The sequence below is a fragment of the uncultured Slackia sp. genome, from assembly GCF_944321625.1.
Taxonomy (GTDB): Bacteria; Actinomycetota; Coriobacteriia; order Coriobacteriales; family Eggerthellaceae; genus Slackia.
Genome location: NZ_CALUMA010000048.1, coordinates 1 through 14,685 on the forward strand (window position 1 = coordinate 1; position 14,685 = coordinate 14,685).

Annotated in this window: 11 protein-coding genes, 1 tRNA gene and 1 pseudogene; 10 read left to right on the plus strand and 3 right to left on the minus strand. The window is 60.1% G+C overall.

Annotated features, from left to right (window positions below; genetic code table 11):
* The 4 genes from Q0J60_RS04690 to Q0J60_RS04705 form a co-directional block, all read left to right on the plus strand.
* A partial coding sequence (locus Q0J60_RS04690; RefSeq protein ID WP_294439083.1) for a DUF512 domain-containing protein occupies positions 1–1,185 on the plus strand: 1,185 nt, incomplete at its 5' end.
* A 37-nt stretch (positions 1,186–1,222) separates the two neighbouring features.
* Positions 1,223–2,536, plus strand: coding sequence for a ribosome biogenesis GTPase Der (gene der / locus Q0J60_RS04695; RefSeq protein WP_294439084.1), 1,314 nt, complete (start codon positions 1,223–1,225; stop codon positions 2,534–2,536).
* 4 nt (positions 2,537–2,540) lie between these two features.
* Positions 2,541–3,149 (plus strand): glycerol-3-phosphate acyltransferase, encoded by a 609-nt coding sequence (locus tag Q0J60_RS04700; protein ID WP_294439085.1) that lies wholly within the window; start codon positions 2,541–2,543, stop codon positions 3,147–3,149.
* Positions 3,150–3,303: 154 nt separating this feature from the next.
* A complete protein-coding gene (locus tag Q0J60_RS04705) occupies positions 3,304–4,299 on the plus strand; it encodes an NAD(P)H-dependent glycerol-3-phosphate dehydrogenase (RefSeq protein WP_294439086.1) in 996 nt (331 codons plus the stop codon).
* Positions 4,300–4,376: 77 nt separating this feature from the next.
* On the opposite strand, the gene pyrE is transcribed toward Q0J60_RS04705, so the two are convergent.
* Positions 4,377–5,057: an orotate phosphoribosyltransferase gene (gene pyrE, locus Q0J60_RS04710; protein WP_294439087.1), complete on the minus strand. Its 681-nt coding sequence runs from the start codon at positions 5,055–5,057 to the stop codon at positions 4,377–4,379.
* 317 nt (positions 5,058–5,374) lie between these two features.
* Between pyrE and Q0J60_RS04715 the strand changes: the two genes are divergently transcribed.
* The gene (locus tag Q0J60_RS04715) at positions 5,375–5,869 is read left to right on the plus strand and encodes a hypothetical protein (protein ID WP_294439088.1); all 495 of its coding nucleotides are present in this window, start codon (positions 5,375–5,377) and stop codon (positions 5,867–5,869) included.
* Between the two features lie 150 nt (positions 5,870–6,019).
* Here the strand turns inward: Q0J60_RS04715 and Q0J60_RS04720 are convergent.
* Together Q0J60_RS04720 and Q0J60_RS04725 are read right to left on the minus strand one after the other, a co-directional pair.
* Positions 6,020–6,096: transfer RNA gene (locus tag Q0J60_RS04720), tRNA-Pro, on the minus strand.
* A gap of 73 nt (positions 6,097–6,169) precedes the next feature.
* On the minus strand, positions 6,170–9,532 hold the full coding sequence (locus tag Q0J60_RS04725) for a DEAD/DEAH box helicase (RefSeq protein ID WP_294439089.1): 3,363 nt from the start codon (positions 9,530–9,532) through the stop codon (positions 6,170–6,172).
* Positions 9,533–9,694: 162 nt separating this feature from the next.
* On the opposite strand from Q0J60_RS04725, the gene Q0J60_RS04730 reads away from it, so the two are divergent.
* The 5 genes and pseudogenes from Q0J60_RS04730 to Q0J60_RS04750 all read left to right on the plus strand — a co-directional run.
* Positions 9,695–11,149: a glycosyltransferase gene (locus Q0J60_RS04730; RefSeq protein WP_294439090.1), complete on the plus strand. Its 1,455-nt coding sequence runs from the start codon at positions 9,695–9,697 to the stop codon at positions 11,147–11,149.
* Between the two features lie 219 nt (positions 11,150–11,368).
* A complete protein-coding gene (locus Q0J60_RS04735; RefSeq protein ID WP_294439091.1) occupies positions 11,369–11,755 on the plus strand; it encodes a PaaI family thioesterase in 387 nt (128 codons plus the stop codon).
* Between the two features lie 636 nt (positions 11,756–12,391).
* On the plus strand, positions 12,392–13,180 hold the full coding sequence (locus Q0J60_RS04740) for a hypothetical protein (protein ID WP_294439092.1): 789 nt from the start codon (positions 12,392–12,394) through the stop codon (positions 13,178–13,180).
* 179 nt (positions 13,181–13,359) lie between these two features.
* Positions 13,360–13,644: a hypothetical protein gene (locus tag Q0J60_RS04745; protein ID WP_294439093.1), complete on the plus strand. Its 285-nt coding sequence runs from the start codon at positions 13,360–13,362 to the stop codon at positions 13,642–13,644.
* A 357-nt stretch (positions 13,645–14,001) separates the two neighbouring features.
* A pseudogene (locus tag Q0J60_RS04750) lies at positions 14,002–14,685 on the plus strand (hydrogenase); the annotation flags it as partial.

Consider the following 14,685-nt stretch of genomic DNA (forward strand, 5'->3'; position numbering starts at 1 on the left):
GAGGTGACGCTTTCCTACATCGACACGCAGGGCGATGCCGGCGAGGTCCAGCTGTATCGCGACGAGGGAGAGAGCTGGGGCATCACGTTCGACGGCGCGGTGTTCGACGGCATCCGCACGTGCAAAAACGCCTGCGTGTTCTGCTTCATGCGGCAGCTTCCCAAGGAGTCGCGCGACACGCTGGTCCTGCGCGACGACGACTGGCGCCTGAGTTTTCTGCAGGGCAACTTCGTCACGCTTACCAACCTCTCCGACGAGGATGCAGACACGATTATCGAGCGCCAGATTTCGCCGCTGCGCGTTTCGCTGCACGCCGTAAGCCCCGATGTGCGCCAGAAGATGATCGGCAAGCATGCGCCACGCGGCATCGAGATGATTGAGCGCTTGCTTGAGGGCGGCATCGAGCTGCATGTTCAGATCGTGCTCGTGCCCGACATGAACGACGGCGCCGAACTGGCGCGCACGCTGGCCTGGGTGTATCTGCGCGAAGGCATCAAAAACGTGGGCATTGTGCCGCTCGGGTTCACCAAGCACCAGACGCTCTTCGAAAAGAGCTTCGACGCGTCTGAAGACGCGCGTGCTGTCATTGAGGCGGTGGAGCCGTTCCAGCGCCATGCCCAAGCAGAAAAGGGGTATCCGTGGGTGTATCTCGCCGACGAGTTCTACTGCAACGCATATCCCGGCGAGGTGCTCGCGCACGTTCCTCCTACTGAGCATTATGGCGATTTCTCTATGTTCGAAGACGGCATCGGCATCGTACGCACGCAGATGGACGAGTGGGCCGCTTGCGTCGAGGCGCAGCATCGCCTCGCAGCGGTTCTCGAGGAAGAGAACGCGCGCGTGTACTACGTGCTGGGCGAGGCGCAGCGCGGCGTGACCGACGCCCTTCTGCAGGATTCGCCCCTGCGCGATCTGCTCGTGCCCCTTTTCGTGAAGAACGAGCATTTCGGCGGCAACGTGGATGTGACGGGCCTTCTGTGCGGAAGCGACGTGGCACGGGCGATTCGCGGCGTTTCGGCGCACGATTTCGTGGTGGTGCCGCGCATCATGTTCAACGCCGACGGCGTGACGCTGGATGATATGACCGTGGACGATATCAGGGATACGGCGGGAATGCCCGTCACCGTGGTATCCTGTAGCGCGGCAGAATACCTTAACGAGATTGAAGAGCTTATAGCGGGGTAGACCTGCGGCTCTGAAGGATACCTGTAAGGAAGACAGTATGGCATTACCAATCGTTGCAGTGGTGGGCCGCCCGAATGTGGGCAAATCCACGCTGGTCAATCGCATTGCGCAGGCGCAGGACGCCATCGTGCACGAGATGCGCGGCGTCACGCGCGACCGCTCGTACCACGAGGCGGAGTGGAACGGCGTCCATTTCACCCTCATCGACACCGGCGGCATCGAGATGGGCGACGACGACGCGTTCCAGGGCTCCATCCGCAAGCAGGCGTTCATGGGCGCGGAAGAGGCCGACGTGGTCATCTTTCTCGTGGACGGTCGGACGGGCATCGTTCCCGACGACGTTGAGGTCGCGCGCATCCTGAAGCGCGGCAAGGCTCCGGTGCTTCTGGCGGTGAACAAGCTGGATACCCCGGGCGTGGAGGACCCCATCTGGGAGTTCTATCAGCTTGGCCTGGGCGATCCGTGGCCGGTTTCCGCCGTGCATGGCAACGGCACGGGCGACCTGCTGGACGCCGTGGTGGAGAACCTGAAGGGCGTCCAGCACGATGACCCCGAGCCCGACGACGCCATCAACGTGGCTATCATCGGCCGTCCCAACGCGGGCAAGAGCTCGCTCACCAACCGCCTCATCGGCCAGGACCGCTCCATCGTGAGCGACGTGGCGGGCACCACGCGCGACGCCATCGATACGGTGGTGGAGCACGAGGGCAAGCGCTACCGCATCGTGGACACGGCGGGTCTGCGCCGCAAGAGCCAGATCGACGAAGACGTCGAATACTACGGCTTCGTGCGTGCGATGCGTGCGATCGATCGCGCCGACGTGGCGCTTCTGGTGATCGACGCCACGCTGGGCCTGACCGACCAGGACCAGCGCGTCGCCGGTTATGCGGCCGAGCGCAACTGCGCCATGGTGGTGCTGCTCAACAAGCGCGACGCCGTGGAAAACGGCGAGGTTCTTGAAGATCTGCGCGAGCGCATCGGCGACCGCATGATGTTCGTGGGCTTCGCGCCCGTCATCAGCATCTCGGCTCTTACGGGCAAGGGCGTTTCCCGCATCTGGAGCGCTGTGGATTCGGCGTTCGAGAACTACTCCAAGCGTGTGTCCACGAGCAAGCTCAACATCTGGCTCGAGGGGCTGCGCGAGTTCGGCCACACGGTGAGCAAGGGCAAGAAGGTCCTGCGCCTCAAGTACGTCACGCAGACGCGCGAATGCCCGCCCGAATTCACGTTCTTCTGCAACCACCCCGAAATCGTCAACGACAATTTCGAGCGTTATCTTGAGAACCGCCTGCGTCAGGAATTCGATTTCGCAGGCACGCCCATCAAGCTGAAGTTCAAGAGGAGGGACTAGCGTCATGTCCTCCCTGCTTGTTCTGATCGGCGTTTTTGCCATCGCGTTTTTGCTGGGCTCTATCCCGTGGGGCCTCATCATCTCGCGCGTGTTCTACCACACGGACATTCGCGAGCACGGCTCTGGCAACATCGGCACCACCAACGCCATGCGCACCATGGGCAAGGTCGGAGGCGGCGCGGTGTTCCTGCTCGACTTCGGCAAGGGGCTGCTTTCCGGCGTGATTGCGATGCTCGCCCTGTGGTTCTTGATTCCCGGTGGCGGGCTTGCTTCGGAATCCGGCGTGACGTATGGCTTTATGATGGGCGCCGCGACTGCCGGCTGCACGCTGGGGCACATCTTCAGCCCTTGGCTGGGATTCAAGGGCGGCAAGGGCATCGCCGTCGCCGTGGGATGTCTGTTCATGTCGTTCGGCGTTGCGGGTGCCTGCGCTGAGCTTGCGATTTTCGCCGTACTGGTCCTCTCGACGAAGTATGTGTCTGTCGGCTCTATCGCCGCCGCCGTGGCATGTCCGTTCTTTGCCTGCGTGTTTTACTGGGGCGATTGGCCTGCTATTGCGTGCTTCGCGCTGACCGCGATCGTGGTCGTGTGGGCGCATCGCGAGAACAGCTGACGCCTTCGTGCGGGATGCGAGCGTCGCATCGGCGACAAGAAGGAAGAGGCTTAGGCAGACGCTCTGATTGGCGTCGTGCGGTATGTTTGAAGCGTTTACGCGGCTGTTCGGCTGAGGCCGGGCAGCCGCGACGCATAGAGTGCGGAGGTTCGACATGTTGGTTTCAGTCATCGGCGCCGGTTCCTGGGGAACCGCCATCGCGCATCTTTTGGGAAGCGCGGGCAATCAGGTCATGCTGTGGGCGCGCAAGGATGAGGTGTGCGCAGGGATCAACGAGCGCCATCTCAACCCGCGTTATCTGGTGGATTCTCCCGTGAGCGAGAACGTGAGAGCGTCTACGAGTCATGCCGAGGTGCTTGAGGGCGCTGAGGCCGTGGTTATCGTGACGCCGTCGAATACCATGCGCGAGACCGCGATGGCCATCAAACCGTTCGTTTCGCCCACGACGCCTATCGCTATCTGCTCGAAGGGCGTCGAGGAGAGCACCGGCCTGCTTCCTGCGGAGGTGTTCGCCGAAGTGCTGGACGGTATGGAGCGCATCGCCGCCGTGACCGGACCCAACCATGCCGAAGAAGTGATCAAGGGCATCCCCTCCGGCACCGTGGTGGCGTCGAAGGGCGCCGACACCGCTCGCGTGTTCCAGGAGCTGTTTGCGACGGATTGGTTCCGCACGTATGTGAGCGATGACATCATCGGCGCCGAGATCTGCGCCGCGTTCAAGAACGTGGTCGCTATCGCCGTGGGCGCGTCGTACGGCATGGGGTTCGGCGACAACACCGCGGCGCTCTTGATGACGCGCGGGTCGGCCGAGATGAGCCGTCTTGTCGAGGCGTGCGGCGGCCAGGCCATGACGTGCATGGGGCTTGCCGGCATGGGGGATATGATTGTCACCTGCATGAGCGAGCATTCGCGCAACCGCACGTTCGGCTACCGTCTGGCCCAGGGCACCACGCTCGACGAGTATCGCGCCGAGACGCACATGGTGGTCGAGGGCGCCTACGCCTGCCGCACGCTGCACACGCTCGCGACGAAGCACGGCGTGGATCTTCCCATCGCCGACAAGGTGCGCTCGATCGTGTGGGAGGACGTTCCGCCTGCCGATGTGGTGGGCGAGCTTTTGGGCCGCTCCCTCAAGCCCGAGTTCTACTAACAAAAAAGGCGACCTTGCGGTCGCCTTTCTCTTTGCGGCTGTTGAGTATAGACCGTATAGGTCTAGCCAAAGTCGGTCTATTTGACACCGTACTGCTCGTAATAGGCGTCGATGGCGGCTTTGATCTTGTCGTCGATGACCATCTTGCCCTGGCACTCGTGGTTGTACAGGTGCTCGGTCACCTCGGCCATGCTCACGATGGAGGCGACGGGGAAGCCGTACTTCTCCTGGACTTCCTGCTGAGCGGTCACTTTGCCGCCTTTGCCCACTTCCATGCGGTTGAGGCTCACGATAAGGCCCTTGATTTCGACGTTCGCGGCGCCGGTCACGATGGGGTAGGTCTCGTCGATGGACTTGCCCGAGGTGGTCACGTCCTCGACCATCACCACGCGGTCGCCGTCATGCAGCTCGGCTCCCAGCAGATTGCCCGCATCGGCACCGTGGTCCTTGACCTCCTTGCGGTTGGAGCAGTAGCGTACCTCTTTGCCGTAGAGCTCGTGCATGGCGATGGCGGTAACCACGGACAGCGGAATGCCCTTGTACGCAGGGCCGAACAGGACATCGAAATCCAGGCCGAAGTTGTCATGGATGGCGCGTGCATAGTATTCACCGAGCTTCTTGAGCTGGTAGCCCGTCACATAGGCGCCGGCATTCATGAAAAACGGGCTCTTGCGGCCGCTCTTGAGCGTGAATTCGCCGAACTTCAGCACGTCGGATTCCACCATGAACTCGATGAATTCCTTCTTATAATCCTCCATCGTCATTCCTTTCGTCTCATGCGGCGTTTAGCGGTTGGCAGTGAGGTCGGACGGGGTGCGCGAGGGGCGTTGACCCTTTGCGTCGCGGATGCTCCCGGTGTCCTCTGTCTGTGCCGACCGAGTCGTACCTTTCCATGATACTAGACATTCGAGAATGATGCTTCGGTGACTTCGCCCTTTGCTCTTTGACGTGAGCGGAGGCGCCAGGTAGAGAAAGGGCTCTTTCTTATTATTGTTTGGATAATTGAAAGATTCGAACGGATGTGCGCTGATATGCGATACATTACAACGCGACACACGGACGAAAGGAGCGACGAATGTCTGATTCGAACGAAATCGTGCTGAGTGATGAGGAGCTTACCGAGATTGTTCGCCTTGCACGTGTCGAGCGCGAGGGCGGCGATGCCCAGTACGCGGCGTTCACGGCGCTGTGCCCGACGGGCGAGGAGGGCGCGTTCGATATCGAGATGTGCGACCTCTATCGTTCGCTCCATGCCCATGGCTTCGTGGATGGCGAATCCGATGGGGAGGCGTTCTATTTCGGAGCGCTTACGCCTGAAGGCCGTGCATATGCGGAGGAATGCGAGATGAGGACCGCCGAGGGCTCCGAGCGCGCACTGTGGCAGCAAGGAACGCTGGAAGCTTCTGGTGTGGATGATTCTGAAGAAAGGGATTCTTCTGCGGAATATGCGTCGGCCGCTGCGGTGTCGGGCGCAAACGTCAAGTTGATCGCCATTGCCGCCACAGTGGGTTTCGTTGCAGGCATTCTTGGTGGTGCGATCGGCGCATACATTCTTGTTGCGATTCTCTAGCGCGATGCGAAGGGTGCTTTCGAACGCACCGTAACGATTTGACGGGCGCGTCTCGAACTCGATATGAGTGCGGCATTTCGGAGCGAAAGCGCCCAATATTCTGCGGATAAACAAAGAAGCCGACTCGATGAGTCGACTTCTTGAATTTACTGGTCGGGTTGACAGGATTTGAACCTGCGGCCCCTTGACCCCCAGTCAAGTGCGCTACCAAACTGCGCCACAACCCGATGCGTTCTCGTTCAAACGAAAGAAAGTATGATACCAGCCAACCTTTGAAAGTCAAGCACTATTTTTAAAAACTTAGCCCTCAAGCAATTCCAACAGTTCTTCCTGCGTGAGGTTGGCAAGCGATACCCCTTCGGCGCCCACGATGGTCTCAGCCAGTTCGGCCTTTTGTTCCTGTAGGCGCACGATGCGCTCTTCGATAGTGCCTTCCGCTATCACGCGGTACACGCTCACGGCGTTCTCCTGGCCGATGCGGTGCGCTCGGTCGGTCGCCTGGTTCTGCGCGGCGGCATTCCACCACGGGTCGGCGTGAACCACGACCGACGCGCCGGTAAGGTTGAGTCCCGTGCCGCCGGCCTTGAGCGAAATGAGGAACGCGGGCGTGTCGTCGGCGTTGAACGTCTCGGCAAGCGCTACGCGACGCCGCTTGGGCGTGGCGCCCGTGATGGTGTAGTACAGGATGCCGTATTCGTCCAGCCTCTGCGCGATGAGGTCCAAAAAGCTTGTGAACTGCGAAAATACGAGCGTTTTCTGACCGTCGTTCGCCGCTGATTCCACCAGGTCGCAAATCGCGTCGAGCTTTGCTCCCGCGCCCTTGTAGTCCTCGAAGGCAAGGCGCGGGTCGCAGCAGATCTGCCGCAGCTTCGTGAGTTCGGCGAGCACTTCCACGGCAGGACGTCGAAGCTCCGGCGGGAGCTCGCGGTTCTTCTTGCGCTCCTTCCGCTGGATGGTCAGCTCTTCGCGCAGCTTCTGTTCGCTGGCATCGTAGAGCTTTCGCTGCTTGGGCTCCATGCGAACGGCGACAACCGATTCCAATTTATCGGGCAGGTCGGTCAGCACGTCGCGCTTGAGGCGGCGCAGCATGAACGGCCCGACGAGCGAGGCAAGGTGTCGTGCCCGCTCGTCGTCGCCGCCTACGATGTCGAGCTCGAAGCGCTCTTTGAAGCGCATGTACGACCCTAAAAATCCCGGCATGACGAAATCGAAGATGCTCCAGATCTCGCTCAGGCGGTTTTCCATCGGGGTGCCGGTGAGCGCGAAGCGGTGGTGCGCATCGAGCCGCTTTACGGCGCGCGCGGTGAGCGTGCCGTGGTTTTTGATGTATTGCGCCTCGTCCAGGGCGCAGCAAAACAGATGGATGCGCGACCATTCCGCTGCATCGATGCGCGCGAGGTCGTACGACGTCACAAAGACGTCGACATCCGCACGGGCGCGCGATGCCATGCGTTCGCGCTTGGATCCCGCGACGGGTTCGACGCTAAGCGTGGGAGCGAAGCGTTTGAATTCCGCCGCCCAGTTGTACACCAGCGAGGCGGGGCAGATGATGAGGCTGGGCCCTTCCGCCTTTGCCTCGTTTTGTCGGTCGAGCAAAAACGCCATCAACTGCAGCGTTTTGCCCAGACCCATCTCGTCGGCCAGGATGCCCTCGAATCCCATGTCGGCGAGGGTCGAGAGCCAGCGGAATCCTTCCTCCTGATAGGGGCGAAGCACGCCTGCCAGGGCATCGGGAACGCGATGGCTTGAAGGATCGACGGCCTTGAATGCGTCCACATAGCGCATGAACGATCCGTCGCGATGCGCGTCATGGAGCGCATCATCGAGGTAGAAAGCGCGGTATGCGGGCAGCTCTATGGTGCCGGACGAAAGCTGCGAGGCCGATATGTCCAGGTCGGACGCGATGCGGTCAAGGTCGGCGAGGTTCATCTGCTCAAGGTCGATGAACGCGCCGCTCTTGAGGCGGTGGTAACGACGGCGCCTGCGGTAGCTTCCCAGCAGCGAAGCCAGTTCCGCGCTGGGAAGGTCGTCGGCCGAAACCGTCAGATTGATGAGGTTGCCCGCGAGCGAAACACCCATCGTGACGCGCGGCTTGCGGTCAGAGATTAGGCGGTCGAAGGCGGGGGTGGTGAACACCGTGCCCGCATCCCGGAATTGGGCGAGCCCGCCGAACAGCAGGTTTGCAAGGGCGTCGTCGCCGGTGGCGGGGATATGCGCCACGATGTCGAGCCTGCTGCCGTCATCGACATATTCGACGCTGAAGTAGCGCCGTAGCAGGGCGCGCCCCTTCGCCTCTATGCGGGCGTCGCGCAAGGGTGCGGGCGCATCGCTTTCGACGTCACGCGTCCTGGTGCGCGGAAACGCTGTTTCCAACGCGTCGTCGACAATGCGGTATCGCTTATCCCCATAGATGGCGAACGCATCGCAGGTGACGAATCGCGCGTTCTTGTCGAAATAGAATTCGAGCGAGCAGGGCACGGGACGAAACTCCTCCACCGCCGAATCGGCGTCTACTCGGATGCACGTCTCGAGCGCGGGAAGCGCTGTCGCGCAGAACAGCGGCATATCGGCGTCGCTCACGAACAGGTTTTCGGCATTGGATTCCAAAACCGCTTGGAGAATGTCGAGGCAAGGCGCGATTGCGGCGTCGCAGCGGAAAAACGATTCATCGTACCAGATGACGATGCCGTCTTTGGAGGCGAATACCTGGGCCGTGCTCGGCTTGGATACCGTGAAGCCGCCGGTCTTGCGCCTGATTGAGAGAGAAAGGGGCGGGTTGCCGTTCACGATGGGCGCCATCGACCTGCGGCGGCTGGACACGTCGGCGCCTTCCACAGCAACGAGGGGGGATTCGCCGGTATCGAGCGCGGCGATAAGCGACACGACTTCTTCTTCGGCCAGAGGCAGTTCGCGGCCCTTGATGCCGGGCTGTGTGGTGTACCATACGGCTTTCGAGCTTTCTCGCCGCACGGCGTCGGCCTGCATAAGGAAGGCGACCACCGCGCGTCCGCGGGGCGTGAACGCCTCGTTCACATGGGCAAAGGCGAGCTTCTTGCCATAGGAATAGGTCGCGCCTTCCTGGACTCGCTTCAGAAATTCCGCCAGGTCTTTGAGCACGTAGGACCCCTGCGGGCCGGCAATCTTGAACCGGGCGGCCCATTGGCCGTATGCGTGCGTCAGCTCGACGTCGAAATCGACCGTGCCAGGCTCGGTGAGCGCCATGGCGCGCTCAGCGCGGCGCAGGTATTCGACGAGTGCGGGCGACGTGGCGCTGCGGCGGGTTTCGGCGTATCCGTCGAAGGATGCGGGGTCCTGCGCGAAGGTGAGCGCGAGCGCGGCGCAATGCTTGCACGGCCCGTCGAACTGGTAGGATGCGGGGCAAGTGCAGGCGTAGTCGACGAGCGACGCCGTTTCTTCATCAATCGTGGTGGATACGCGATACGAGCCGCCCCAGCCGGTGCTCGATTCGACGAAGGCAGACAGCACAGTGTTGTCGCCCGCGCGGCGGCATTTGCGCGACGTGATGGCGTTTTCGGATTGCGCGATGGCAAGCGCGCGCTGGGCCGTGCGCGGGTTGCACGCGTCGAGCACGGCGCGCGCCAGGGAGCGCCCGCGCGAGGCGTCATGATTGAGAGGCGTGTTGTTCGAATCGTAAAATGCCATACCCACCAGTATATGCCATCGCGATAGAAGGTTGGCTGTGTCTTCGGTGTCTTGCGGTCGGGCATGTGACGGCTGCGGAGGATTTTCGCCGAAACGGCAACGGTGCTCTGCGAGGGCGTCCGGTTGGGCTATGCTGGGCGTGCTCGATAACAAGGGGGATGTATGGCTTCTGAGCATCAATCGAAAGAATCCGACGCCATGGTCGCGCAGGCCGACGGTGCCGCTGTGCGCGAAGACGCCGCAGCGTTGTCGGTCGGCGCCGTGCAGGGCTTGCAAGAGGAGCAGGGTGCTTCCTGCGAGCTCGCCTGCGCATCTTCCGGCGATTGCGTACGTATGGCGGATGCAGGCTCCTCCATCGAGTCCTCCCAGGAAAACGCTATGGTAATCCCCGCGCAGCGCCCGTGCGTCCTCGTGGTGCATGCATCGGTGGGCTCGGGGCATCGCAGCGCCGCCATCGCTGTGGCGGAGGCGCTCGAGAGGCTTATCGCGGAAGGCGACGAACGCATCCCGGCCGATGCCGAGGTGCAGGTGCTCGATATCCTCGACTTCGGGCGCATCAAGTTCGACGGCGATAAGACGGCGTCGGCGTTCACGGGGCCTACGCGCCCGTTTTACGACATCACCTGGCGTTTCACGCTTACCGGGCGCCTTCTGTGGGGCGGCGGCACGTCGTGGGCGCGCATCATGTTCAAGAAGTTCACCGATTACGTGGAGGAGCGCAAGCCTCTCGCGATCGTGTGCACGCACATTACTGCAGCCAACGCCGCGGTGGGGGCGCGCATGCTCACAGGCCAGGCGTTTCCCATCGTGTGCGTGCCGACCGACTACGAGATAGAGGGCTGGTGGCCGCATAAGGAATGCGATCTGTTCTGCGTAGCAACCGAGGGCATGGCCGAGACGCTGCGCCCGCGGCACGTTCCCGAGCGAAAGATGCTGATTACGGGCATTCCCGTGCGTGGGGCGGCAGAAGTGGAGTACGACAAAGATACGGTGCGTGACAGGCTGGGGCTGCCAAAGGATAAAACGGTGGTGCTGGTGATGGCGGGTGCGCACCTTCCGCAGCCTTATGTGCGGTTCCGCGCCACGATGGATCAGACGTTGCCGTATCTCAAGGGCCTTTCCGACATGCATTTCGTGTTCTTGCCGGGGCGCGATGAGGAATATGCGCTCCATCTGCGGCGTTCGCAGGATGACATGTCCATCGAGAACATGACCGTGATGGGATATGTGGACGACATGCCTGCGCTCATGGCGGCAAGCGATCTGGCCATCTGTAAATCGGGCGGGCTCACGGTGACGGAATGTTTGTGCGCACGGCTTCCCATGGTGCTCTTAGGCCGCTCGTACGGCCAAGAGAAGGTGAATACGGCGCTGCTTACGTCGCTGGGCGCCAGCATGCACGCAACCACACCCCGCGAGCTTCTGGCAACCTTGCGGCACCTTCATGCGTATCCTTCGAGCATCACGGCGATGCTTGTGAACGGCGAGGCCCTGCGTCGCCCCAATGCCGCGCACGATGTGGCGTCGGCGACGCTCGATCTTATGCCGCGCGACTGTTCCAGCAAGCGTCACTTCGCCGAGTTTTACTGGGGCGGCAAGCCCGCGCATGCGAGATAGGGGTATGATAGCCACGTCGATTTCTTGTGGCTTTGCGCCGTGTCTTTTCGGGAAAAGCTTCATCTCCGCAGCGGTCGAGCGATTTCTTTCATGAGATACGTGTAATGATTTGCTACTTGCGGGATATTCTACAGTTGTGGTCGTATCCACGTTGCGTTTCAATGGGATGACTTTGAGGGATTCATTGGCTGATTGAAACTTTGTGAGAGAGGGGAAATAATGGGAATTCTAAAAGATTTAGGTATGAAACAGATTGGCATGACCGATGAGGGATTCGTCGTTGAGACTCCTGTTTCTGAGGCGATGCTTCAGCCTGATGGCATCCTTCATGGAGGAATAAGCGCAATGCTGGCTGAGGATGCGGCGAGTTTTGCGGCGCGTGAGAGCATCGACTTGACTACCCATACCGCCGTGGGCCTCGATCTCACAAGTACGCATCTGCTGCCGGTTCATGTGGGCGATACCATCAAGACCGTCGCCAACCCCATTCGTCAGGGTGGGCGCACGCAGGTGTGGAGGGTCGAGCAGTTCCGCAAAAGCGACGGTGCGCTTTTCAACGTGTCGCAGCTGACCGTCTACATCAAGCGCATCGCACCCCGCGATTGAGCGCGTTTGAAGATTGGTCGCGCTAAGGGGCTCAGTGGCCAATATCGACACCAATGTTAACCGCAATAGCAAACCAACGTTGTTACCAACGCCAATATCCAATACCTGTGCCTGCGCCATTCCTTCGCGCTCTGGCTGAACCTTGCCGAATTTCGTTCCTATTCTGACCAGAATCTTGCCGCTTTTAGATTCTTTTTACACGAAATCTTACCGGTTCCTATTCGCTGTCTATGTGATAACTCGAATGTTATTCACAGGCTTCTGACCAGGTATTACGACATGGTAACGGTTCTGTGAGCAACTATGGAATTCGCCTTTGCGGCGCCTTTTCGTCCTGCTGCTTGCTAGCCTATGGGCATGGCAATCGTTCTCTCCGACATATCGGCAGCGCTCTTTTGGGAGTCCCAATCTCTCGAAGGCCCTCATGCGCTCCGCCGCGTTATGTCCCTCCAAGACTTTGGCGCGCCAACCGCGCGCGACGTGGAGCGCGCTCGAAATCTGCTTGCCTCGCTGCCTTGCGAACCTCTTCATATCCTTGTGGGGTCTCGTCTTGATAGGCGTTGGCATCCCGGTATCGTTGCGCATTCTTGCACGAAAGAACTTCCGACAGGGTCATTCTTTTCGATAGGCGAGGGCATGTTTATTGCGTCACCCGAGCTAACCTTCATTCAGCTAGCTCGCCGTTTGCCGATCGAGCATCTCATTCATTTCGCGATGATGCTGTGTGGCGTATACGCTCGCGAGCCGGCCTTGCGCGCGATGGAAGACGGTTGCCCCGAGCCTTTGTTCGCGCAAAGAAGGCGTCTATCGAAGCGCGCTGCGCTGATAACCGTTGACGACTTACGCTCCTATGTAAATGAGTTACGGGGAGTGCAGGGCAGGGGGTTAAAGGGGGTCCAACTGGCGATACAGGCGTTACCGCATGTGATTGGGCGAAGCCGTTCTCCCATGGAGTCGGCTTTGTCCATGGCGTTGTGCCTTCCCCATAGACTTGGCGGTTTCGCGCTTCCGCAGCCAACTCTCAACTCGTCGGTGTATCTTGCAGACAAAGGTAATCTTGCAGGCGGTGTGCGCTGGGATTCGCGTGGTTTGCCTTATTTCGAATGTGATTTGGTATGGCAGAAGCAACGTGTGATTGTTGAGTACCACGGTGATGATGGGCATTTCACCCGTGAAGGCGTGGCGCGGGACGCCCGCAAAGCTAATATCCTTTTGGGCGAAGGGTATAGCTATTACGTTGCAACGCTTGATTCCATGTCGGCTTCAAAGTTCCCTGAATTTGCTCACCGCATTCGCCTCGATCTGCATAGGAAATTCCAGACCACGGTGAAAGATTTTGAGCACAGGGGCGAAAGACTTCGTGCGATGCTACGGCAAGATTATCTGCTCGGTTGCCGTTTGGACGATTGCGGGATGACCAGGTAAAAGAGTTGATTGGGGTTTTCGGTCGCGGACTGTGTCGGACATCTTTGCCTGCTGGCCGCGAGCTATTGACGGCTTCTGCGTAGGGGTTCTATGACGCATGGCCGAAAGCCTATGGTGCTTGGTATAAAAAACCTCTTATTGGCTAAGTTATCGGAAGACGCGTATAAAAACGGCCTTATTTGCGTGACGAAATCCGCCTTACAACGGCGCATATCCGCAATGCAATAACTTTGTCCAGCATAATGCCTGGTCAAAATATCATCGTCATAAAGGAGTTCTCCAGCAGCCCTAAAATGGCCACGCAAATAAGGCCTTTTTTGGAAATGGGCCTCGAAAAGTTAGCCAATAAGAGAGTTTTTATACCGATTGGTTCGTTAATTCAAAAAACCTTGCCGCTTGCATGCAGGTGCGCAGAACTTGCGGATGGGGATGGGCGCGCGGGTGGCGTTGAATGGCCTTTCTAATGTGAACGGGGCGCGCGGGTGGGCGGGGAGTGGACTTGCGTAAGAGGAAAGGGCTTGCGGGTGGGGTGGGATGTACGGATGGGGTGCGAATAGAAGGCGGCCGTTCGGGCAGGAGAGGGCGGGCGTGCAGATAGGGGATCGTAGCTTGAGGATGGGCGTGGCTTAAACAAGGCGCTCCGCTAGAAGGGGGCGTGACGCTCCGCTTACCGAAGCGCTTACCCCGAAACGCCAGTGATTCAGTACCAATTCCCGGTGAACGGCAATCCACTTTGCTAAAGTGCTTACTGGCGAGTAATCCTCGCCGCTTTTGTTATGCGAATGTTTCGGAACGAGTAAGGCAAAGGGGGAACATTCACGATGGAGATGATCGTCGCCCTCATCATGGTGCCCTGCGTCGCCGCGCTGCTGATGTTGGCAGTGCGCAGCGACAAGGCGCGCGACGCGATCGCGATAGGCTTCGCCGCGCTCATCGGCGTGCTATCTATCGCCTTCGCGGGCATGTATCTAGGCGCAAGCCCCGTGTATTTCGAATTGCCACACGAATGGAGCGGCTTCCTGAGCGCCGTCAATGTGGTGATTGACCTCACGGTGGGCGTGTTCGTGGTGTGCTACGCGGTGCGCTACCGTCGTCTGCTGCCGCTCATCCTGGCGCTCATCCAGATTGGCGTGTGCCTGTGGTTCGAGCTCACCGTGCAGCATGGCGTGCACTTCGAGAGCCAGATGCGCGTGGACCAGTTGACCGTCATCATGACGCTGATTATCGGCATTGTGGGCTCGGGCATCTGCGTGTACGGCCTGGGCTATATGAAGGATTTCCAGGCCCACCATCCCGAGCAGAAGGACCGCCGTCCGTGGTTCTTCGCCATCATGTTCGCGTTCCTCTCCGCCATGTTCAACATCGTGCTTTCTGACAACATGGCATGGATCTACACCGCGTGGGAAGTCACCACGCTGTGCTCGTTCCTGCTCATCGGCTTCACCAAGACCGAAGAGGCACTCAACAACGCGTTCCGCCAGATCGTGATGAACATGCTGGGCGGC

Excerpts from the sequence above, each read along its gene's own strand:
- der (WP_294439084.1), top strand. The coding sequence starts at position 1,223 with ATGGCATTACCAATCGTTGCAGTGGTGGGCCGCCCGAATGTGGGCAAA.
- Q0J60_RS04700 (WP_294439085.1), top strand. The coding sequence starts at position 2,541 with ATGTCCTCCCTGCTTGTTCTGATCGGCGTTTTTGCCATCGCGTTTTTG.
- Q0J60_RS04705 (WP_294439086.1), top strand. The coding sequence starts at position 3,304 with ATGTTGGTTTCAGTCATCGGCGCCGGTTCCTGGGGAACCGCCATCGCG.
- pyrE (WP_294439087.1), bottom strand. The coding sequence starts at position 5,057 with ATGGAGGATTATAAGAAGGAATTCATCGAGTTCATGGTGGAATCCGAC.
- Q0J60_RS04715 (WP_294439088.1), top strand. The coding sequence starts at position 5,375 with ATGTCTGATTCGAACGAAATCGTGCTGAGTGATGAGGAGCTTACCGAG.
- Q0J60_RS04725 (WP_294439089.1), bottom strand. The coding sequence starts at position 9,532 with ATGGCATTTTACGATTCGAACAACACGCCTCTCAATCATGACGCCTCG.
- Q0J60_RS04730 (WP_294439090.1), top strand. The coding sequence starts at position 9,695 with ATGGCTTCTGAGCATCAATCGAAAGAATCCGACGCCATGGTCGCGCAG.
- Q0J60_RS04735 (WP_294439091.1), top strand. The coding sequence starts at position 11,369 with ATGGGAATTCTAAAAGATTTAGGTATGAAACAGATTGGCATGACCGAT.
- Q0J60_RS04740 (WP_294439092.1), top strand. The coding sequence starts at position 12,392 with ATGTTTATTGCGTCACCCGAGCTAACCTTCATTCAGCTAGCTCGCCGT.